Raw genomic sequence first — 19188 nt, forward strand, 5'->3', positions numbered from 1 at the left:
CCGTCTTTCGGGCGGAACGTCAGGCGCCGCCGGCGCCCACCAGTTGCGGGTCGACCGAGAGGATCTGGACGGCGGTCCCGGACGACTTCGCCGGGATGACGAGCGCGACCTGGTGCAGGTAGTCCTGGTACAGGTTCTGCGTGTACTTGACCATGTTGCTGAACGCGGTCGCCTCGCCGCTGGTCCAGTACGCGTTCGAGCCCGGCTCGACGCGCTGCAGGTACCGCTCGGTGAGCGACAGGAACACCAGCGCGTCACCGGAGGACGTGATGAAGGTCAGCGGGGCGCCGGACGGGGCGAAGGTGTCGGTGACGCTCGCGATGTACGGCTCCGCGGTGTCGCTCGCCTTCGACTTCGCGCGCAGCTCGAGCAGCTTGGCGAGGCCGGGGGACGGCGTGAACAGCTTCGCCTGCGGCGACTTCGCGCCTCCGGTGAGGTAGGCGGCGAGGTCCTTGGCGACGCTCGCGGGCTGGGACCGGAGCTGGTTCAGGTCGGCGACGGTGGGGGTGCGGAGGCCGTCGACGGACGGCGGCTCGACCGACTTCGACGGGTAGACCGAGTGGGTCAGCTTCCACGGGCCGCCGGCGCTCTCCCGCTGCCAGACACCCAACTGGCGGCTGCCCGGGGCGTCCGAGACGCCGGAGCTGACGACGAAGCGCATCGGGTACGCGGTGAACTGCGGCGCGCCGATCTCCGGGTCGGTGTAGCTGAACGGCTTCGACACCTCCTTGCCGGCGGCGTCGAGCTTGCGGCCGATCACGAACCCGGCCTCGGTCTGCGCGAGCGTCGGGTTGCCCTCGATGGTCGCAGCCAGCTTGGCGTCGCGGGTCTGGTTGGCGCGGTTGTTGACCTCGTTGTACCGCTGCACGACAGCCTGCGCGTCGGCGAGCGTCACCGCCGGCCGACTGTCCACCGCGGCCATCGAGTTCTTCGCCGGCACCAACCCACAACTGGTAGCCGTCAACAACAAGGCCCCACTGGCCAACAAGGCCGCCGTCCGCCGAACCGCCTCATCACTCTTCACAAACTCCGGCGAATCCGCCAACGGCACAGTCTCCGCACCATCACTCTCGGCGGTCGGCTCGGCGATGGACGGTACGTCGTACGTCGTCCGGTCGTTCCGTGCCGAGGCGCCGGCACCGATCAGCGCCGGGGACTTGGCCCGGGCAACCGCGGCCGGCGTCATGAACATCGGCGCCGCCGGCAGCGCGACCGGAGCGGGCCGGACAGGAGCGGGCCGGGCGGCGGGCGTCGGCTGGGCGGGCGCTGGCTGCTCGGCTGCCGGCTGGGCGGGTGCTGGTTCGGTCGGTACGGGCAGCGCTGCCGGGTGCTCGATCGGTTCGGGCTGCGCTGCCGGGTGCTCGGGCGCGGCCTCCTCGGACTGGAGTTGTTCGGCCGCGGCCGGTGTGGGAGCGAAGGGGCTGACTCTTTCCGGCGCGAACGGGCTGACGCGGTCGGGGGCGAAGGGGGAGACGCGGTAGGCGGGAGCGTTCCGGTCGGGGGTTGGGGCGGTGGAGACGAGGACCGGGATGCGCTGGTTCTTGATGACGGGGATCTCGGTGGTGTCCTTGAGCTTTTCGGGGGCCTTGGTCGGGCGGCGGCGGAGGATGAGGGTCAGGCCTAGGGCGAGAACCAGCACACCGGCGCCGAGGACCAGCAGGCAGATGCCGAACAGGCGGTTCACCTGGACGCCGAACGTGACCTGCGCGCCGACCGCCGGCGTACCGTCCGCGTTCATCACGACGACGTCGTACCGGCCGTCCTGGATCGGCCAGGCGAGCGACTGGGAGCCGGGCGCGGAGTGCGCGACCCACCAGTCCAGCTCGCCGGGCGGCGTCAGCTTGCCGGTGCGGCCCTTCAGTTCCTGCGTGCCGAACGTGGCCGGCGGGTCGAAGTTCACCAGCCGGGTGTGCGCGGCCCCCGAAAGGTAGTCGCGGACATCCAGGTCCTGCGCGACGCCGACGAACAGCGGCTTGTCGCCGGACGCGGTGACGCGCAGCGTCGGCCCGTGCCGGTCGAGCAGCGCCGGGGCGGTGACCACCGCCAGCCCCGAACTGTCGAACTCGCGGGCGGGCGTCGAGATCGTGTTGTCCGGGCCGACGAGCCAGAAGGCCGCGAAGGCGCCGGCGGCGGCGACGACCAGGCCGCCCAGTGCCAGCAGCAGACCCAGGGTGATGCGGGCGAAACGCATGAAGAGGCTCCCGTTGTACGACGAGCCCGGCCACGGACGGGTGGGCCGGACGACGGGATCGCAGGTCCGGACCACTCTCCAGGTATCCGAAAGCTCACCCGTTGTCACTGACTAACTGATCGCACAGGGATCTGTTACGGTTCCGTCCCAATCAGCGCCCTCAGTGCAGGTACGACGCCCCGTTGAAGTCCAGCACCGCGCCGCTGGCCCAGTTCGCGTCGGGCGAGGCGAGCCAGTGGATCGCGTTCCCGACCTCCTCCGCCGCGGCGACCCGGTCGAACGGGCTCTGCGCCCGGATCGCGTCGCCGCCGGGCCCGGCCAGGAAGCTCTCGGTCATGTCGGTGGCGATGAACCCCGGCGCGATTGACGTCACCGTGATGTCATACGGCGCCAACGATGCCGCCAACGACTGCCCGAGCGAGTGCAGTCCCGCCTTCGAGGCGCCGTACGCCGGCACGTCGGGCTCACCGCGGTACGCCCCGCGGGATCCCACGTTGACGATCGCACCCCGCCGTACGCCCGCCGCGGGCTCCGTGTCGAGCATCTGCCGCGCCACACACCAGGTCACGTGCGCGGCGCCCTCGAGGTTGACGGCCAACGTACGGCGCCACGTCGCGACCCATTCGTCGTACGACGTCTCGGCCAGCGGGTGACCCACCCGCCGGGAGCCCGCGACCGGCTCGTCGACGAACATCGCCGCGTTGTTCACGAGCACGTCGACACGACCTAGCAACGCAGCCGATTCTTCAACCAGGGAAGGGATTCCGGCTGGATCGCCGAGGTCCGCCGCGACCACCGCGTGGCCGTCGCCGGGCAGCCCGGCGCGGATCTCCTCGGCGCGCTCGACGGCGCCCCGGCAGTGCAGCACGACCCGGTCGCCGGCTCTCGCGAACGCCTGTGCAGCGGCCGCTCCGACGCCCCGCGACGCACCGGTGATCAGTACTCCTCTGGACACGCTTTTCCTCCTGTCGACGGCTGCCGACATTCTGCGCCTGACGCCATCCTGACGACCTCGTGACATCAAAGGGGTTGACAGTGACGTCATGATGACGTCATGCTTGCTGTCATGGAACTTGACCACTACCTCGAGTCGGTCCGGCGGAGCGTCGAGAACGCGACCGCCCTGGCCGACGAGCAAACCCGCTCCGTGGCACAGCGCCTCGGGGCCACGCTGGATGACGCGGGCCGCCTGGCCCTCATCTCAGCCCTGTCCGACGCCGCCGGGGAGATCAGCCGCGAGCTGTCCCCGGGGTCGGTCGAGCTCCGGATGGCCGGCGGCCGCCCGGAGTTCGTGGTCACGCCGGCGCCCAGCCAGCTGACCGGTCCGGACGAGACCGACGAGGACATCGAGGACGAGGCGGAGGACGAGACGGCCGAGCAGTTCGTGCCGGACGCCGACGAGCCGACCGCCCGGATCACGCTGCGGCTGCCGATGTCGATCAAGAACAAGGTGGACGAGGCCGCGAACGCCGAGGGCATCTCCTCGAACGCCTGGCTGATGCGCACCGTGATGACCGAGCTCAGCGAGCGCCGCCGCGGACCCCGCGCGCCGCGCCCGCCGCGGCCGCCGCGCGGCCCGGTGTTCGGTCCCGAGGGCCCGCTGGGCCCGAACGGACCGCTCGGCCCCGACGGGGTCTTCGGCCCGAACGGCGTGTTCGGCCCGAGCGGCCCGTTCGGCGAGGAGGGCTTGTTCGGCCCCGACCGCGGCCGGCGTGAGCGCGACCGGCGCCGGGAGGACCGGGACCGCCGCCGCGAGGACAAGGACCGGCGGCGGGACGACAAGGAACGGCGCCGCGGCGGCCACGGCCCGGGCCAGCGACTGACGGGATGGGCGGAATGAGCGACCGGAGCGCGACGCAGTACACCGACGACGAGAACGAGCGGATCGAGCGGATCCGGATCGAGATCGGCTCCGGCCTGGTCGAGATCGGGCCGAACCCGGACGGCAAGGGCACGGCGGTGTCGATGGAGGTCGACGGCGACGACGAGGGCGTGATCTTCGAGGTCGCCGACGGCGAGCTGATCGTCGAGAGCCCGCGGAACGTCCGGCGCGGACCGGAGATCACGGTCCGGATCGCCACCTCGGAGGTGCTCGACGCCCGGGTCAAGACCGGCTCCGGCGACATCTTCGCCGACGTCCCGCTCGGCTCCGCGCGGCTCTCGACCGGTTCCGGCGACGTCCGGCTGGCCAGGGCCGAGCAGGACCTCGGGATCAGCACCGGCAGTGGCGACGTGAAGGTCGGCCAGGCCGCCGGCGCGGTCCGGGCCGGCACCGGCTCCGGCTCGATCGACATCGAGGAGGCCGGCGACGCGCTCGGCCTGAGCACCGGCTCCGGTGACGTGACGATCGGCGACGCCGCCGGTCCCACCTCCGTCAAGGTCGGCTCGGGGGACATCACCATCGAGCGGATCCGCGACCACTCGGTCGCCACCTCCGGCTCCGGCGACGTCAAGGTCGAGATCGCCGACGGGCCGAGCGTCCAGGCCGAGACGGCGCGCGGCGACGTACAGATCGGGGTCCCGGACGGGCTCCCGGCGTACCTGGACCTGAAGACCGTGACCGGCCGGATCCGCTGCGACCTGCAGCCCGGCCAGAAGCCCGCCGAGGGCGAGCGCGCGCTGATGCTGCGCGCCCGAACGGTCTCCGGCGACATCACCGTCGTCAAGGTCTGACCTCAGCAACAACCGCACAAGGTCCCGCCACTGGGGGCGGGACCTGGGTGCAGCACTGCCGAAAACAGGACAGCACGGGGACAACGTGAGGGGAGAACGTCATGATCACCGACCACGAGGAGATTGCCCGGTTCCGTGTCGCCGAGCGGGTGCGGGCGGCCGAGGAGCGGGCGTTGTACGACGGGGCGCGGACCCGGGGCGGTACGCGGAAGGGGATGGCGAGCGCGCTGCGGCGGCTGGCCGACAAGCTCGAGCCCGCCCGGCTGACCGAGCCGGCCCCCCGGGCCCTGGCTGACCCGAAGCCCCGGCACCGCGGTACCGGCCTCTCGATCGTCCGCTGACGGCTCAGAGGTGCTGCTGCAGGTTGGTGCAATGCCTGTGGATAACTCCCGGACGGACCCGAGGACACTGCTAGCGTTCAGTCGATCATTCTCGGCGACCTGGGAGAGAAACCAACGATGCTGCGTCCGATGGTGGCAACCACGGCTGTCACCGCTGCCTTGATCCTGCTGGCCGGCTGCGGCGGCGACGACAAGAAGTCCGAGTCGGGCACCGACACCGGCAACAACAACCAGTCCACCACCTCGGCGACGCCGTCCACGCCGACCGCCCCGTCCTTCGACCCGCCGAAGGCCTTCGCCCCCGCCGCGGCGTATCCGGCGATCGAGGAGAAGGGACAGTCCTCCCTGGACGAGGCCCAGATGGGCATCGCCGGCCAGGTCGCGCTGGTCGGCAACTGGGCGGGACTCAAGGGGCACGACGTCGCCAATCCGACCAACCGATGGACAGTCAAGTCCGCCGAGGCCGAGACCACCCAGGTCTACGACGCGTCCAAGCCGATGGCGGTGAAGGTCGACGGCAAGGACGTCGCGGTGGTCGCCTACGCCCAGGGAGACAAGGGCAACGGCACGCAGAAGCCGGCGGGCCTGGTCGTGATCCACTGGGTCGACGTGCTGACCGGGAAGAAGATCGCCGAAGTGTCCGCGAAGGTGAGCACGATGGAGGGCACCGGCGACAACGGCGGCCCGAACATCAAGACCCAGGCCTTCGACCCGGAGACCGGTCAGGTCGCCATCGGTGTGACCACGGCCGGCAGCGTCATGACGGGGACCTACCAGACGGTGTACGCGGACCCCAAGACGCAGAAGTCGACGATCGTGCCGGGCATGAACCCGGCAGCGGTGCACGGCGGCGTCGTCGCGGGTGCGAAGGGCAAGCAGGAGGAGCGGGCGGCCGACGGCACGGTGCTGCTGGTCGACGGCGCGAGCGGCAAGGTCACGAAGCAGGTCCCGCTGAAGCAGGCCTACCTGAATCCGCTCGGCGGCGGCGCCCAGCACGCGTACTTCTACGGCAAGAAGTACACGAACTACGACGCGGGGACGAGCACCGAGGCGATCTTCGCGGTCAACCTGTCGACCGGTGCGGTGACGCAGACGGCGCCCACGGTCCCGCAGGAGTCCGACATCACAACCGAGTGCTTCGCGGACCAGGCGAGCGCGGTCGTCTGCATGAGCAAGTCGATCCGCAGCGGTCCCGAGGAGCTCATCGGTTTCGACGACGCGACCGGCAAGAAGGTCTGGGGTTTCTCCAGCAAGTCCGCGAGTCGCGTCGTACCGCGGGTGACCGCGGCCTTCCACGGTGTCGTCTACGCGCAGACCGAGGCTCAGCCGGTGCTGCTCGACGCGAAGACCGGTGAGGACCTGCCGAGCGGGTCGTCCTCGGCGAGCCCGTCCTCGAGCGACAGCCCGTCCTCCGGGGACACGCCGTCGTCCGGTGACAGCCCGTCCGACAGCAACTCGCCGGCGGGCAACGAGTCCCCGGGGAACGGTGACATGGGCCTGTTCGACGGCAAGGCGCGGTCGCCCGAGGCCGTCTCGCCGTACGGCGGCGTCTACAAACAGCTGCCGACCGGCACCGACTACGGCTCCACCGTCAAGGTCGACTCGATCTGCATCTTCCTCAAGCCGACCGCCTGACGCGCTGAAAGGACCCCGGGGCAGGTTCCCGGGGTCCTTGTGCGTTCGGGGTCAGATGTCGGTGCGGTGGAAGTTGCGGTAGGAGCGGGACGGGGTCGGGCCGCGCTGGCCCTGGTAGCGGGAGCCGTACTTCTCCGAGCCGTACGGATGCTCGGCGGGGGATGACAGCCGGAAGAAGCAGAGCTGGCCGATCTTCATCCCCGGCCAGAGCTTGATCGGCAGCGTGGCGACGTTCGAGAGCTCGAGGGTGACGTGCCCGGAGAAGCCGGGGTCGATGAAGCCGGCGGTCGAGTGCGTGAGCAGGCCGAGGCGGCCCAGCGAGGACTTGCCCTCGAGCCGGGCGGCCACGTCGTCGGGCAGCGTGACCAGCTCGTACGTCGATCCCAGGACGAACTCACCGGGATGCAGGATGAACGGCTCCTCGCCCTCGGGCTCCACCTGACGGGTCAGGTCGGGCTGTTCCTCGGACGGGTCGATGTGCGGGTACTTGTGGTTCTCGAAGACCCGGAAGAACCGGTCCAGCCGTACGTCGACACTCGACGGCTGCACCATCGCAGCATCGAACGGATCCAGCTGGACCCGCTTCGCGTCGAGCTCGGCCAGGATGTCACGGTCGGAGAGCAGCACGGTCGCACGTTAGCAGCGTGCTGCTCATCCGCACAGCGTCAGTCCCACCGACCCGGGCCGCTGCCGGTGTCTCCCGGTGTCTGGTGGCGGCTCGTCCGGAGCCCTCAGCTCTCCGGCGCGGAGATCGCACCACCAGACCGTGGGCCTGAGGCAACTATCGTCAGTTGGCCAGCTTGTTGAACTTCGACACCTGGGTGGCGAAGGTCTTCACCTGCGTCGGCGACCAGTCCTTGAGCAGGTCCTCGATCACCTTGTGCCGCTTCTTCCGGGCCGCCGTCAGCTTGCGCTTGCCGGCCGCGGTCAGCGTCAGCAGCGTCGCCCGCGCGTCCGACTTGTCGGCCGCCCGCTTCAGCAGGCCCTCCTCCTCGAGTCGCGCGCAGGCCCGGCTGACCGGACCCTTGTCCACCTCGAGCGCTGCCACCAGGTCGGCCATCCGCACCGGTGCCAGCTCCTCCACGTGGTTCAGCAACGCGTACTGCGCCGGCTCCAGGTCCGGGTGCGCCTCGTCGGACAGCGTCCGCTGCAGACCGCGCAGCCGCCGCGCCAGCGTGACGAGCTCCTTCTCCAGGTTGTCCACCGCGTCACTTGCGTCTGTTGCCACCGTTCACCCCTTCATCCAGTTGCCCCGCAACCATCTCGCCCGGTCCAGGACCGTATCCTCACGTTGCGTCGAATGTTGCCCCCGGCAACGCGTTCTAATCTGCCAGAAGATGACGGACCTGCCCAGTCCTGAACGTGCCCTTTGTGAAAAACTGCCCAACAACCCCCGCTGCAAACCGCCCCCGAGCCCCTTTTCGATGCATTCGGCCACCTTTCGGCCCCCGGCCGACTGACACCGCAACAACCCGCCGCCCCCAGCTCGCCCCGCGCCCGGCGGACGCTCCTCGGCGGCCGGCCTGCCCGTACCAGGTGTGATCGTGTTCGACGCGCGGACCCCACGTGGTTGCGGGCCCCGGGATCGGCTATGCTCTTCACCGCTGCCGGGAGACCGGCCGCGCGGGTGTAGTTCAATGGCAGAACATCAGCTTCCCAAGCTGACAGTGCGGGTTCGATTCCCGTCACCCGCTCCACAGCGCAGCGATGTTCTGACATATCGTGTGGGCGCATGAGCCACCAGCAGCCGCCGCAGTTCCAATCGCCGGTCCAGCCGCAGCAGCAGTATCAGCCGCCGCAGCCGCAGGTTCCGACCGGGATGTTGCAGCTGACCATCCAGGGCAGTGCGCTGACGTCGAACATGATCCCGCCGACCGTGCACCTGAACGGTCACCCGGTGCCGGTCAAGTACGGCCGGAACGACATCCCGGTGTTCGCCGGACCGCTGCACATCGACGTCCACTCGCAGTGGATGCTCACCTACGGCAGGGCAGCGCTCGACTGCACGGTGTTGCCGAACCAGGCGGTGCCGGTGTTCTACGCGTCGCCGTACCACCAGTTCACCTCCGGGAGCATCGGCCACAGCAAGGTGAAGCGGAAGGGTCTCGGCGTGCTCCTCGGCGTGGTCGGGGGAATCCTCGCCGTGACCGTGCTGTCGATCCTGCTCGCGGCGCTCGGCTGATCGGCTCGCGGGGCCATGTGTCCCGGAGGTTCGGGCAAACGGGTGTATGAAACGGTTGATCGAGGCAAGGGCCCGGGCCGTTGCCTCGGTCAACTTCAGGAGCCGTACGCCTCGAGCTCGACGATCCGGGAGTAGGTGTGGTCGTTGCCGTCCAGGCAGAGGATGCGGACGGCCTCGGCTTGGGTGGGGGCGAAGGTCGTGGTGACGTGGCCCGCCGTGTTGCCGCGGACCTGGGCGACGGTTTGCCACGTGCCGGCGGACTTGACCTGGACGTCCCAGTCGCGGAGGCCGTTGAGCCGGGCGGGGTAGCGCGCCGAGTCGAGCGTGTAGAGCTCTACCCGGTTGACCGTCGCGGGGGTGGCGAGCGCGACGTCGTACGTGTCGGGGAAGGCTGCGCGGGTGCCGTCGTTCCAGCCGGTCAGGGTGTCCCAGTGCTCGGAGTCCTTGTCGCCGTCGACCGCGCCGCACAGGGTGAAGTTGCCGTGCGTGGAGGACGCCGTCGCCTGCTCGCCGAGCGCGAGGTTGTCGCCGGGGCCCTTCGGCGGCAGCGGGTCGACCGTGACCGGGACGGTCACCTGCTTCCGGTCGACCTCGGCGGTGAGCTGGTAGCTGCCGGGCGCGGTGTCCCGCGGGACCCGGACCTCGACGGGCGCGGACACCGGCTGGTCGGGGTCGACCGCGGGCAGCCACGACGAGAAGAGCGTGCGGGACAGCTGCAGCGGACCGGTCGGCTCGAGGGTCAGGTCGGCGTACCGGTCCATCGTGCCGGTGTTGGTCATCGTCAGGTTCAGGCTGCCCGGGAAACACGGCAGGCCGACCACGTTCAGCCGCTCGGGCGTGACGCTCACCGCGACGTCGGATGTCGCCGAAGGCTCGGATGTTGCCGAAGGCATCGAGCTGGAGCCGATCAGCGCGGCGGCCAGCACGGCGCCGGCCGCGAGCACGGTCTGCCGGGGGATCCTCATTGCTGTACCTCCGCGATGCCGGGGCGGCCGTCCTCGACGAGGAGTTTGGCGCGCGTGCTCACGGTGCCGCCCTGGACGGACACCTTGTCGACGACGCGGTAGTCGGAGATCCACTGCTGCGGCGTGACGCGGCAGCTGACGTACCCGCGCTGGAAGTTGCCGAACTTCATGTGCGAGTTCTCCCGCAGCAGCGTCGCGCCGCCGGGGTCCAGGTCCTGGCCGTCCATCCCGGACGAGATCGACGTGCCGACGAACTCGGCGCCGACGGTCGCCGACGCCGGGTCGTCGAAGTCCAGCTTCAGGTCGGACGCGACGTTGCGGTGCAGGTCGCCGGCGATCGACACCAGGTTCCGGACCTTGCGCTGTACCGCGCCGCCGAGGATCCGGTTCCGCGAGGCCTCGTACCCGTCCCAGGTGTCCATCGGGACCAGCACCTCCGGCCCTTCCTTGGTGTCCAGCCGGGCGATCGCGGTCTGGTGCGCGAGCACGTTCCAGCGCGTCTGGGAGGCGGCCCAGCCGTCGAGCAGCCACTTCTCCTGGGCGTCGCCGGTGATCGTGCGCGCCGGGTCCTTGGTCTCGGGGCCGGGTGCCTTCGTGCCGTCGCCGTACGCCTGGTCCGAGCGGTACTGGCGGGTGTCGAGCACGCTGAACTCCGCGAGCCGTCCGAACCGGAATCGCCGGTACAGCTGCATGTCCGGCCCCTTCGGCAGGGACGAGAGCCGCAGCGGCATGTGTTCCCAGTACGCGCGGAACGCGTTGGCCCGCCGTACCCGGAACTGCGCCGGCGGCGCACTGGGATGCGCCTCGTCGGCCCAGTTGTCGACCACCTCGTGGTCGTCGAGCGTCACGACCCACGGCGCGCTCGCGTGCGCGCTCTGCAGGTCGGGGTCCATCCGGTACGCCGCATAACGCTGCCGGTACTCGTCCAGCGTCACGGTCTGCCGCGTGATGTGCGGCTCGTTCGAGCCCGGGCGGATGCCGCGGTCGATGCCGAACTCGTAGATGTAGTCGCCGAGGAAGAACACCACGTCGTGCTCGCGCCGGGCCATGTCGGCGTACGCCGTGTACCAGCCCTCCCACCACGCCTGGCAGGACGCGAAGGCGAGCGAGAGCTCGGAGAGCTGCGCGCCGTACGCCGGGGCGGTCTTGGTCCGGCCGACCGGGCTGAGCCGGCCGTTCACGCGGAAGCGGTACCAGTACTCACGCCAGGGCCGCAGGCCGCGGACGTCGACGTGGACCGAGTGGCTCGCCTCCGGGCCGGTGCGGGTCGCGCCGCTCCGGACGATCCGGTGGAACTGCGCGTCCTCGGCGACCTGCCACTGCACCTCGACCGGCCGCCGGTCCATCCCGCCGAACGGCGCGAGCGGATCGGGGGCCAGACGCGTCCAGATCACCACGGCGTCCGGCAACGGGTCGCCGGATGCGACACCGAGCGTGAACGGGTCCCGCCGGTCGGCCCGGCCGGTCCAGCCCGCCGCCGCGGACCTGATCTCCGGAAGGTTGCCGCCCAGCGCGAGCGCCGCCGCTGCACCGCCGGCGGTGAGGAACTTTCGTCGTGTACTCAGCATCGGCACCCACCCACCCGATCATCCCGAGGTGATCACATCCGTAACGGGAGATTACGAGAAGTTCACACGAGAGGGTGAGAAGATGACCGATTCCGGCCGTCAGCGCACGAGCTTGCCCGCCGGTGGCGCGGTGATGCGCACCGGCTTGTTGTAGTCGGTCATCGTCAGCTCGACCGCAATGCCGAGCAGGTCGCCGGTCATCCGGCGGACGACGTGCGCGGAGTCCATCCACAGCGAGTACGTCATCGTCTCCGGGACGCCCTGCGGTGGCTTCGCCCCACTCAGCTTGAGCACCGTCGCCGTGTCCAGGATCAGGTCGTACTGTGCGAGCTCGCGGCCGTCGACCGTCCGCGTCCCGACGTACCTGACGTTCCTCATGGCCTTGGTGATGTGCTCGTACGCCTTGGTCGGGTCCGCGCTGTTCAGCGCGCTGCCGACGGCGCTCGCGGGATCGATGTCCGCGACATCCACCTTGAGGTACTTGCCGGCCGGGGTCTTTCCGGGCAGCGACAGGTAGGCGGTCTTGCCGAGCCCGATGATCCGGGCGGTGCGACCCTCGAAGGCCGCTCCCGACATGACGATCGACACCGCCTGCGGCTTGGCGGACTGGACGCCGGTGATCGACATCAGCGTCGTACCGTTCGCCGTCACGGTGCCGGTGATGCGCCAGGTCTTCTGCCGGGTGAGGGCTCTTTTCATCGCCGGCACGAACGTGGACTGGTTCAGGTGCGCGATCGGCTTCTTGGTGGCCAAGGGCGCGTCGACCGGGGCCGACGGGCGGTAGCCGGTGGCGGCGGGTTCGCCGGCGCAGGAGGTCAGACCGAGGGCGAGTGGTACGGCGGCCGCGGTGGCGACGGCAGCGCGGAACTTCATGGTGCTTGTCCTCCCCAGGTGATGCAGACGGTGGATCTTATGGTCTGGACCACCTGGGGAGGAAGGCTTTTGCAGCTAGTTGCAGATCAGCTTTCGCCGCGCTTCACAGAGGCCAGCAGCAGCTGCGCGACGTCCTGGACCTCGACCGTCTCGCGGGCCGAGCCGTCGGCCTGCTTGGCGGTGAGGCCGTCGGACAGCATCACCCGGCAGAACGGGCAGCCGGTGGCGATCTTGTCCGCGCCGGTCTCGACGGCCTCGGTCGTCCGGTTCACGTTGATCCGGGTGCCCAGCTTCTCCTCCATCCACATCCGCGCGCCGCCGGCCCCGCAGCAGAACGACTTGGTCTTGTTCCGCGGCATCTCGGCGTACTCCGCGCCCGGGATGATGTCGAGCAGTTCGCGCGGGGCGTCGTACACCTGGTTGTGGCGGCCGAGGTAGCACGGGTCGTGGTACGTGATCTTCTGGCCGTTGAGCGAGCTGTCGGTCGGTGCGACCGGGGTGAGCTTGCCGTCGCGGACCAGCCGGTTCAGCAGCTGGGTGTGGTGGATGACGTCGAGTTCGACGCCCAGCTGGGAGTACTCGTTCTTCAGTGTGTTGAAGCAGTGCGCGCAGGTGGCGACCACCTTGCGGACCTTGGTCTCCTTGAAGACCTCGGCGTTCTGCATCGCGAGCTGCTGGAAGACGAACTCGTTGCCGGACCGCCGCGCCGGGTCGCCGGTGCACGTCTCGCCGTCACCCAGGACGGCGAACGAGACGCCGGCGATGTTCAGCAGCTCGGCGACGGCCTGCGTGGTCTTCTTCGCGCGGTCCTCGAACGCACCCGCGCAGCCGACCCAGAACAGGTACTCGACCTCGTCGAGCGACTCGACGTCCGCGCCGACCTGCTTGACCTCGAACGGCAGGTCCTTGGCCCAGTCCATCCGGCCGGACGGGTTCATGTTCCACGGGTTGCCCTTGTTCTCCAGGCCCTTGAACAGGCCGTTGAGCTCGGACGGGAACGACGACTCGATCAGCACCTGGTACCGGCGCATGTCCATGATCGCGTCGACGTGCTCGATGTCGACCGGGCACTGCTGCACGCAGGCGCCGCACGACGTACACGCCCACAGCGCGTCCTCGTCGATCACTGCGACGTCCGCGGGTCCGACCAACGGCTTCTCCTGCTCGGCGAGCACCAGCTCGGGCAGCGACTTGCGGGTCTCGTCGTCGCTCGCCAGCAGGTACGGCGCCTTCGCGTAGGCGTGCTCGCGCAGGTTCATCACCACGAGCTTCGGCGACAGCGGCTTGTCGGTGTTCCACGCCGGGCACTGCGACTGGCAGCGGCCGCACTCGGTGCAGGTGGTGAAGTCGAGCAGGCCCTTCCAGGTGAAGTCCTCGACCTTGCCGACGCCGAGCGCGGCGTCCTCGTCGAGTTCGTCGATGTTCTCGAAGTCGATCGGGGCGCCGTTCACCGAGATCGGCTGCAGTGCGCCGAGCGCCGTACCGCCGTCGGCCTCGCGCTTGAACCAGATGTTCGGCCAGGCGGTGAACCGGTGCCAGGCGACACCCATCGTGGCGTTCAGCGAGATCGTGATCATCCACGCGAACGAGATGATGATCTTGATCATCGCGACCAGGTAGATGCCGTTCTCCAGCCGGGACTCCGGCCAGCCGGTGACCGCCTCGCCGAGGAACCAGGTCAGCGGGAAGTGCCACTTGGAGGCCTCGCCGAGGTGCGCGGCCAGTCCGTACTCGAGGGTGCGCAGGCCGAGGATGCAGATCAGCACGCCGAGGATCGTGTACTCGACGTAGTACGCCTGCCAGGAGCGCGAGCCGAAGAAGCGGCTGTACCGGCCCTCGGAACCGCTCGGCAGGTGCCGCAGCCGGATCACGATCAGCGCCGCGATCCCGATCAGGCCGGTCCAGGTCAGGATCTCGGTGACCCACTCGAAGACGATCCAGTGCCCGACGATCGGCAGCGCGAAGTGCGCGTCGAACAGCTGGCCGAAGGCCGTCACCAGGCTCAGGAACAACCCGATGAATCCGACCGCGACGAACCAGTGCACCACCCCGATGTGACTCCACTGCAGCATCCGGGTGTGGCCGAGCGTCTCCTTGACCAGCGTGGCGGTACGCTGCCCCGGGTTGTCGGTGCGGCCCTGGGCGGGCTGGCCGAGCTTGATGACGGACACCATGTGCCCGATCGTCTTGCCGAACAACGCGACGCCGACAGCGGCGATCGCGAGCGAGACGACGATGGCGAGGATCTGCATACCAGCGATGTTATTGGTTGGTTACTCGTCAGTCATGTCCATGCGGTCATCGTCACGCCCGCGTGTTCCGCGTCACGTGCGCTTCGGTCGCCGGATCTTGATGTCCTCGAGGCACGTCGCGCTCGCCCGCAGGCGCTGATAAGCCAGGCCACGCTCGTCGAGCAGCGTGCTCGCGACCAGCAGACCGTGGTCGACCGCGTCCTGGTCGGGCCGGTCGGCCGGCTGCACCACCTGGCAGCGCACGGTGAACGGCCGCAACGTCTCGTCGTACGAGAGGTCGCCGGTGTCGCTGTAGCCCGCGAGCAGCAGGTCGTGCCGGTCGGCCTCGGCGCGCAGCCGCTCGCGCTGGTCGTGGGTGAGTCCGGTGAACTCGCCGCGGACGATGACGCGGAAGGTGCGTACGTTCATATACAGAACTGTATCTGAGTTACTCCAGCCAGGCGCGCGTGATTCTGAGGTAGGCGTCCACGACGGCTTCGGCCGGTACGGCGTCCGGATCGAGAGCGCGCTGGATGAGCAGCCCGTCCTCGAGGGCGTGGACGATCAGCGCGAGTTGGTCGAGGTCGTCGGGTGCCTTTGCGCCGGCCTGGTGGCGGAGGCCTGCGGCGTGCGCGTCGCGGGCGAAGCGCTCGCGGGAGCGGACGCTGTCGCGGACGGGGCCCTGTTCCCGGACCGCGTACAGGAGGAGCTCCAGGCGGAGCGTGAGCCAGGCGGATTCGTCGGCGGTACGGCGTCGGTGCCAGTCGCGGAGCGCCGCGGCCGGATCGGGGCCGTCGGCGATCGCGCGGAGTTCGGCGTACTCGTGCTGGGTCCGCTCGTTGAGCAGCGCCGCCACCAGCTCGGGCTTGCCGGCGAAGTTTCCGTAGAACGCGCCGCGGGTGTAGCCGGCGCGTTCCGCGATCTGCTCGACAGAGGTTCCGTTCACGCCGCGTTCGGCGAACAGTTCGGCGGCCGCGGCCAGCAATCGCTCGCGTGTCCGGGCCTGACTCTCCGCGCGCGGGATCCGCTTGCTCACCCGGTTGAGCTTAGGCACTGTCTGGTGCCTAGGAGTCCAGCCGGTGCAGGCGGGCGGCGACCGCTGGGCGGCGGTGGTCGGTGGCGGGGAGGGCGGTGTCGAGTACTTCGAAGATCTCCAGGTCCTCGGCGCCGGTCGGGGTCTGGGCGAAGCGCCACAGGAGGTCCGGGTCGGCGGCGTCCAGGACCGCGCGGCGGAGGGTGGCGTCGAGTTCGTCGCGCTCGGCGCGCAGGGCCGGGGCGTCGGAGCGGGCGAGCAGCGGACCGGCGTACAGGTCGAGGGCCTGCCGGAGGTCGCCGTTGCGGAGCGCGGCCTGGACCTCGGTGACGTCGCCGGTGACGTCCGCGATGATGCGGTAGGGCTTGGTGTCGAGGACGCCGCCGCCGAGCAGGTTCCGTAGCCGGTGCATCTCGGCGCGGACGGTCGTCGGGTTGCCTTCGTCGCCGTACAGCTGCAGCATCAGCTGCTCGGCCGTGAGTCCCGTCGGCTGCAGTAACAACAGTGCGAGTACTTCGGCCCGCCGCAACGTCAGCGCGATCTCGCGGCCGCCGACGACCGCGACCGGCTGGCCCGAGCCGAGCAGCTTCAGCCGCAAGGACGGGCGCGAGCGGCGGACCGGCGTACCGGGCATCCGCAGCAGGTAGCCCTCGTCGAGGCGTTCGACCAGTCCTTCGCGGCCGTCGCCGAGCTCGATGCGATCCGCGCCGTCCGGTACGACGAGTCGGTCGGGCAGCCATTCGAGCGGCTGGACCGCGAGCACGCGGCCGGTCGGGGTGAGCAACGCGCCGGGGGCGTCGCCGAGCGCCATCAGGTGCCGCATGTTGCGGGCGCGGAGCATCTCGTCGGCGGCGGCCATCCGGACCTTGAGCTGGCCTTCCGCGAGCTGGGCCGCGGCCGTCACCAGGGCGACCATCGCGGGGTGGACGGTACGCAGCGGACCGGAGACGTCGACCGCGCCGAGCAGTTTGCCGGTGTCGGGGTCGTGGACCGGCGCGGCCGCACACGTCCACTCGTGGATCCGGCGGACCAGGTGCTCGGCCGAGTGGATCTGGACGGGCTTGCCGACCGCGAGCGCCGTACCCATGCCGTTGGTGCCGATCTGGTCCTCGGACCAGACCGCGCCCTCGGACAGCGCGATCCGGTCGGCCGTCCGCTTGACGTCGGCAGCGCCCTCGCGCCACAGGATCATGCCCTGGGCGTCGGTGACGATCATGATGTGCGACGCCTCGTCGGCGATCGTGGTCAGCGTCTGCCGGAGCACCGGGAGGACGGCGCGCAGCGGGTGGTTCGCGCGGAGCTCCTCGACCATCCGCTGCTCGAGGACCATCGGCGGGGCGTCGAGCTCGGGATCGACCGCCGCGGCGAGGGAGCGCTCCCAGGAGGCGGCGACCAGCGGCCGCGGCTCGGTCGCGGGGCGCGCGCCGCCGAGCACGTCGTCGTACAGCCCGCTCAACCGGCGGGCCTGCTCCGGTGCGTCCATCCAACCTCACTCCGCGTTGCAACGTCCGTGCAACGTCGTGCTGCCTAGGTTCGGTCCAACGGCGGTTCCGAAGGAGGACCAATGACGATCTTCGCAGCTCCCGGGCAGGATGGCAGCCCGGTCGCGTACAAATCGCGCTACGAGCACTACATCGGCGGCGAATGGGTGCCGCCGGTCAAGGGCGGGTACTTCGAGAACCCGACCCCCGTCACCGGTGAGACCTTCACCGAGATCGCCCGCGGTACGGCGGACGACGTCGAGGCCGCCCTGGACGCCGCGCACGGTGCCGCGCCGGGCTGGGGCCGGACGTCGCCGGCCGAGCGGGCGAACATCCTGAACAAGATCGCGGACCGGATCGAGGCCAACCTCGAGCTGCTCGCGGTCGCCGAGACCTGGGACAACGGCAAGGCGGTCCGGGAGACGCTGGCCGCCGACATGCCGCTGGCGATCGACCACTTCCGGTACTTCGCCGGCGCGCTGCGGGCCCAGGAGGGCTCGGTGTCGGTGATCGACGACGACACGATCGCCTACCACTTCCACGAGCCGCTCGGTGTGGTCGGGCAGATCATCCCGTGGAACTTCCCGATCCTGATGGCGGTCTGGAAGCTGGCGCCCGCGCTGGCGGCCGGCAACGCCGTCGTACTGAAGCCTGCCGAGCAGACACCCGGGTCGATCCACGTGCTGATGGAGCTGATCGCGGACCTGATCCCGCCGGGTGTGGTGAACATCGTCAACGGGTTCGGCGTCGAGGCCGGCAAACCGCTTGCCTCCAGCAACAGAGTGGCGAAGGTCGCGTTCACTGGTGAGACCACGACCGGCCGGCTGATCATGCAGTACGCGTCGGAGAACATCATCCCGGTGACGCTGGAGCTCGGCGGGAAGAGCCCGAACGTGTTCTTCGCCGACGTCGCATCGTCGAAGGACGACTTCTACGACAAGGCACTCGAGGGCTTCACGATGTTCGCGCTGAACCAGGGCGAGGTCTGCACCTGCCCGTCGCGGGCGCTGATCCAGTCGTCGATCTACGACGGGTTCCTCGCGGACGCGACCGCGCGGACGCAGGCGATCAAGCTCGGCAACCCGCTGGACACCGACACGATGATGGGCGCGCAGGCCAGCAACGACCAGTACGAGAAGATCCTCGCCTACATCGGGATCGGCAAGGAGGAGGGCGCCCGGGTCGTCACCGGTGGCGCTCGCGCGGAGCTGGACGGCGACCTGGCCGGCGGGTACTACATCCAGCCGACGATCTTCGAGGGCGACAACAAGATGCGGATCTTCCAGGAGGAGATCTTCGGTCCGGTCGTCGCGGTGACGAAGTTCGACGACTACGCCGACGCGATGAAGATCGCCAACGACACGCTGTACGGTCTCGGCGCCGGCGTCTGGTCGCGCGACATCAACACGGCGTACCGCGCGGGCCGCGAGATCCAGGCCGGGCGGGTGTGGACGAACAACTACCACGCGTACCCCGCGCACGCGGCGTTCGGCGGGTACAAGAACTCCGGCATCGGCCGGGAGAACCACAAGATGATGCTCGACCACTACCAGCAGACCAAGAACCTGCTGGTCAGCTACAGCCCGTCGAAGCTCGGCTTCTTCTGATGGTCGAGCGGGTGTCGCTCACGGACGAGGCGGCGGCGTTGCTCCGCCGCCTCACCGAGATGCACGGTCCGTTGATGTTCCACCAGTCCGGCGGGTGCTGCGACGGCAGTTCGCCGATGTGCTACCCGGACGGGGAATTCACGACGGGGTCGGCGGACGTGCATCTTGGCGACCTGGCCGTCGACGGCGTGGACCGCCCGATCGGCTTCTGGATGTCCGCGAACCAGTACGAGTACTGGAAGCACACCCACCTCACGGTCGACGTCGTGAAAGGCCGCGGCAGCGGCTTCTCCGTCGAGGCCCCCGAAGGCGTCCGCTTCCTGATCAGGTCGCGGCTCTTCACCGACCAGGAGTCCGCAACCCTCGGCCTCCTCTGAACTCACGTGGCCGCGACCCCACCACCCACGC

The 19188-nt window shown here is 69.8% G+C and carries 18 protein-coding genes and 1 tRNA gene; 8 read left to right on the forward strand and 11 right to left on the reverse strand.

The features are described from left to right. Window positions 1–19: 19 nt before the first annotated feature. Window positions 20–2191, reverse strand: coding sequence for a hypothetical protein (locus ABN611_RS13775; protein WP_350280251.1), 2172 nt, complete (start codon window positions 2189–2191; stop codon window positions 20–22). A gap of 160 nt (window positions 2192–2351) precedes the next feature. After that, on the reverse strand, window positions 2352–3146 hold the full coding sequence (locus tag ABN611_RS13780) for an SDR family oxidoreductase (protein WP_350280252.1): 795 nt from the start codon (window positions 3144–3146) through the stop codon (window positions 2352–2354). Window positions 3147–3257: 111 nt separating this feature from the next. Between ABN611_RS13780 and ABN611_RS13785 the strand changes: the two genes are divergently transcribed. The 4 genes from ABN611_RS13785 to ABN611_RS13800 all read left to right on the forward strand — a co-directional run bounded on the left by ABN611_RS13785 (window position 3258) and on the right by ABN611_RS13800 (window position 6840). Next, a complete protein-coding gene (locus ABN611_RS13785; RefSeq protein ID WP_350280253.1) occupies window positions 3258–4031 on the forward strand; it encodes a hypothetical protein in 774 nt (257 codons plus the stop codon). Next, the gene (locus ABN611_RS13790; RefSeq protein WP_350280254.1) at window positions 4028–4864 is read left to right on the forward strand and encodes a DUF4097 family beta strand repeat-containing protein; all 837 of its coding nucleotides are present in this window, start codon (window positions 4028–4030) and stop codon (window positions 4862–4864) included. The genes ABN611_RS13785 and ABN611_RS13790 overlap by 4 nt, the downstream gene beginning before the upstream one ends. Window positions 4865–4965: 101 nt before the next feature. Continuing rightward, the gene (locus ABN611_RS13795; protein WP_350280255.1) at window positions 4966–5205 is read left to right on the forward strand and encodes a hypothetical protein; all 240 of its coding nucleotides are present in this window, start codon (window positions 4966–4968) and stop codon (window positions 5203–5205) included. A gap of 129 nt (window positions 5206–5334) precedes the next feature. Continuing rightward, window positions 5335–6840 carry a hypothetical protein gene (locus tag ABN611_RS13800; RefSeq protein WP_350280256.1) on the forward strand — a complete coding sequence of 502 codons (1506 nt, stop codon included), beginning with the start codon at window positions 5335–5337 and terminating at the stop codon, window positions 6838–6840. Window positions 6841–6891: 51 nt separating this feature from the next. Here ABN611_RS13800 and dcd read toward each other — a convergent pair whose 3' ends face one another. Both dcd and ABN611_RS13810 read right to left on the reverse strand, forming a co-directional pair. Next, complete coding sequence (dcd, locus tag ABN611_RS13805; RefSeq protein ID WP_350280257.1) at window positions 6892–7467, reverse strand: dCTP deaminase; 576 nt, start codon at window positions 7465–7467, stop codon at window positions 6892–6894. A 160-nt stretch (window positions 7468–7627) separates the two neighbouring features. Continuing rightward, window positions 7628–8068: a MarR family transcriptional regulator gene (locus ABN611_RS13810; protein ID WP_167204697.1), complete on the reverse strand. Its 441-nt coding sequence runs from the start codon at window positions 8066–8068 to the stop codon at window positions 7628–7630. Window positions 8069–8463: 395 nt separating this feature from the next. Between ABN611_RS13810 and ABN611_RS13815 the strand changes: the two genes are divergently transcribed. Both ABN611_RS13815 and ABN611_RS13820 read left to right on the forward strand, forming a co-directional pair. Further along, window positions 8464–8537: transfer RNA gene (locus tag ABN611_RS13815), tRNA-Gly, on the forward strand. Between the two features lie 35 nt (window positions 8538–8572). Beyond that, window positions 8573–9022: a hypothetical protein gene (locus ABN611_RS13820; RefSeq protein WP_350280258.1), complete on the forward strand. Its 450-nt coding sequence runs from the start codon at window positions 8573–8575 to the stop codon at window positions 9020–9022. 95 nt (window positions 9023–9117) lie between these two features. On the opposite strand, the gene ABN611_RS13825 is transcribed toward ABN611_RS13820, so the two are convergent. The 7 genes from ABN611_RS13825 to ABN611_RS13855 form a co-directional block, all read right to left on the reverse strand. Beyond that, complete coding sequence (locus ABN611_RS13825) at window positions 9118–9987, reverse strand: hypothetical protein (protein ID WP_350280259.1); 870 nt, start codon at window positions 9985–9987, stop codon at window positions 9118–9120. Then, the gene (locus tag ABN611_RS13830) at window positions 9984–11555 is read right to left on the reverse strand and encodes an alkaline phosphatase D family protein (RefSeq protein ID WP_350280260.1); all 1572 of its coding nucleotides are present in this window, start codon (window positions 11553–11555) and stop codon (window positions 9984–9986) included. The genes ABN611_RS13825 and ABN611_RS13830 overlap by 4 nt, the downstream gene beginning before the upstream one ends. Window positions 11556–11654: 99 nt before the next feature. Next, window positions 11655–12428 carry a hypothetical protein gene (locus tag ABN611_RS13835; RefSeq protein ID WP_350280261.1) on the reverse strand — a complete coding sequence of 258 codons (774 nt, stop codon included), beginning with the start codon at window positions 12426–12428 and terminating at the stop codon, window positions 11655–11657. 86 nt (window positions 12429–12514) lie between these two features. Continuing rightward, a complete protein-coding gene (locus ABN611_RS13840; RefSeq protein ID WP_350280262.1) occupies window positions 12515–14680 on the reverse strand; it encodes a (Fe-S)-binding protein in 2166 nt (721 codons plus the stop codon). Between the two features lie 72 nt (window positions 14681–14752). Then, the gene (locus ABN611_RS13845; protein WP_350280263.1) at window positions 14753–15088 is read right to left on the reverse strand and encodes a DUF6204 family protein; all 336 of its coding nucleotides are present in this window, start codon (window positions 15086–15088) and stop codon (window positions 14753–14755) included. Window positions 15089–15107: 19 nt separating this feature from the next. Continuing rightward, window positions 15108–15695, reverse strand: a complete 588-nt coding sequence (locus tag ABN611_RS13850; RefSeq protein ID WP_350280264.1) for a TetR/AcrR family transcriptional regulator — start codon at window positions 15693–15695, stop codon at window positions 15108–15110. A gap of 28 nt (window positions 15696–15723) precedes the next feature. Next, window positions 15724–17175, reverse strand: a complete 1452-nt coding sequence (locus ABN611_RS13855) for a GAF domain-containing protein (RefSeq protein ID WP_350280265.1) — start codon at window positions 17173–17175, stop codon at window positions 15724–15726. Between the two features lie 81 nt (window positions 17176–17256). Between ABN611_RS13855 and adh the strand changes: the two genes are divergently transcribed. Then, window positions 17257–18780, forward strand: coding sequence for an aldehyde dehydrogenase (gene adh / locus ABN611_RS13860; protein ID WP_350280266.1), 1524 nt, complete (start codon window positions 17257–17259; stop codon window positions 18778–18780). Further along, complete coding sequence (locus ABN611_RS13865; RefSeq protein ID WP_350280267.1) at window positions 18780–19157, forward strand: DUF779 domain-containing protein; 378 nt, start codon at window positions 18780–18782, stop codon at window positions 19155–19157. Before adh ends, ABN611_RS13865 begins: the two co-directional genes overlap by 1 nt. The last annotated feature ends 31 nt before the right edge of the window (window positions 19158–19188 follow it).

This window comes from Kribbella sp. HUAS MG21, assembly GCF_040254265.1.
Lineage (GTDB): Bacteria > Actinomycetota > Actinomycetes > Propionibacteriales > Kribbellaceae > Kribbella.

What these genes read in the sequence shown, in the direction of transcription:
- ABN611_RS13775 (WP_350280251.1), bottom strand. Translation starts at nt 2,191, where the DNA reads ATGCGTTTCGCCCGCATCACCCTGGGTCTGCTGCTGGCACTGGGCGGC.
- ABN611_RS13825 (WP_350280259.1), bottom strand. Translation starts at nt 9,987, where the DNA reads ATGAGGATCCCCCGGCAGACCGTGCTCGCGGCCGGCGCCGTGCTGGCC.
- ABN611_RS13790 (WP_350280254.1), top strand. Translation starts at nt 4,028, where the DNA reads ATGAGCGACCGGAGCGCGACGCAGTACACCGACGACGAGAACGAGCGG.
- ABN611_RS13835 (WP_350280261.1), bottom strand. Translation starts at nt 12,428, where the DNA reads ATGAAGTTCCGCGCTGCCGTCGCCACCGCGGCCGCCGTACCACTCGCC.
- ABN611_RS13845 (WP_350280263.1), bottom strand. Translation starts at nt 15,088, where the DNA reads ATGAACGTACGCACCTTCCGCGTCATCGTCCGCGGCGAGTTCACCGGA.
- ABN611_RS13820 (WP_350280258.1), top strand. Translation starts at nt 8,573, where the DNA reads ATGAGCCACCAGCAGCCGCCGCAGTTCCAATCGCCGGTCCAGCCGCAG.
- ABN611_RS13785 (WP_350280253.1), top strand. Translation starts at nt 3,258, where the DNA reads ATGGAACTTGACCACTACCTCGAGTCGGTCCGGCGGAGCGTCGAGAAC.
- ABN611_RS13795 (WP_350280255.1), top strand. Translation starts at nt 4,966, where the DNA reads ATGATCACCGACCACGAGGAGATTGCCCGGTTCCGTGTCGCCGAGCGG.
- ABN611_RS13865 (WP_350280267.1), top strand. Translation starts at nt 18,780, where the DNA reads ATGGTCGAGCGGGTGTCGCTCACGGACGAGGCGGCGGCGTTGCTCCGC.
- ABN611_RS13800 (WP_350280256.1), top strand. Translation starts at nt 5,335, where the DNA reads ATGGTGGCAACCACGGCTGTCACCGCTGCCTTGATCCTGCTGGCCGGC.
- ABN611_RS13840 (WP_350280262.1), bottom strand. Translation starts at nt 14,680, where the DNA reads ATGCAGATCCTCGCCATCGTCGTCTCGCTCGCGATCGCCGCTGTCGGC.
- adh (WP_350280266.1), top strand. Translation starts at nt 17,257, where the DNA reads ATGACGATCTTCGCAGCTCCCGGGCAGGATGGCAGCCCGGTCGCGTAC.
- ABN611_RS13830 (WP_350280260.1), bottom strand. Translation starts at nt 11,555, where the DNA reads ATGCTGAGTACACGACGAAAGTTCCTCACCGCCGGCGGTGCAGCGGCG.
- ABN611_RS13855 (WP_350280265.1), bottom strand. Translation starts at nt 17,175, where the DNA reads ATGGACGCACCGGAGCAGGCCCGCCGGTTGAGCGGGCTGTACGACGAC.